Source organism: uncultured Microbulbifer sp. (assembly GCF_947489355.1).
Classification (GTDB): Bacteria; Pseudomonadota; Gammaproteobacteria; order Pseudomonadales; family Cellvibrionaceae; genus Microbulbifer.
In genome coordinates this window covers 1-548 of sequence record NZ_CANLDD010000171.1, presented here as the reverse complement: position 1 = coordinate 548, position 548 = coordinate 1, and the positions used below count along the sequence as shown (strand labels likewise).

Here is a 548-nt window from a genome sequence, read left to right as displayed (position 1 = left end):
GCTTTGCGGCTGGTCTCATCACAACTCTAAGCAATCCAAAAGCTATTTTGTTCTACCTTAGCTTTTTTCCTGCATTCCTAGACTTATCAAATGTAGCAGTCTCCGATGCGGTTTTATTGTATGCCATCGCAACGTTTTCTGTTGGCGGCGTGATGTTTGGCTATGCCTACATAGCTTATAAAGCCAAATCCATTTATTCTAACTCCAAAAAAGCGCGTCTACTTAGGGCTAGTTCTGGTTCAATGCTCATAGGTAGCGGCATTTACGTAGCGGTAAGGGGTTAACAAGCGCATGTTATCGGACTGGTTGTTAGCTACACTTCAAAGCAGCCGCAATACGAGGATTATGTGTCATATAGATCATCTTGTTATGGGACCGATACTCGACCTCTAACTTGGGGTAGCCATTCTTAAAAAATGGACAACCCCAAGCCAGATCTATCGTAAGTTTTGGGGTTACGCAAATTTGGCACTTTTGCGTTTTAGAGCTATAAATTAGCTACTTTGTGATTGCTGTCTCTACCAGACACCCAACCACCCAAACCGGCC

Annotated in this window: 1 protein-coding gene; it reads left to right on the top strand. The window is 43.6% G+C overall.

Going from position 1 to position 548, the window contains the following annotated elements; all coding sequences use genetic code 11:
* Positions 1 to 284 (top strand): LysE family transporter (locus tag Q1A48_RS21330; protein ID WP_299948882.1); only part of this gene is annotated, 284 nt, incomplete at its 5' end.
* Between the last annotated feature and the right edge of the window lie 264 nt (positions 285 to 548).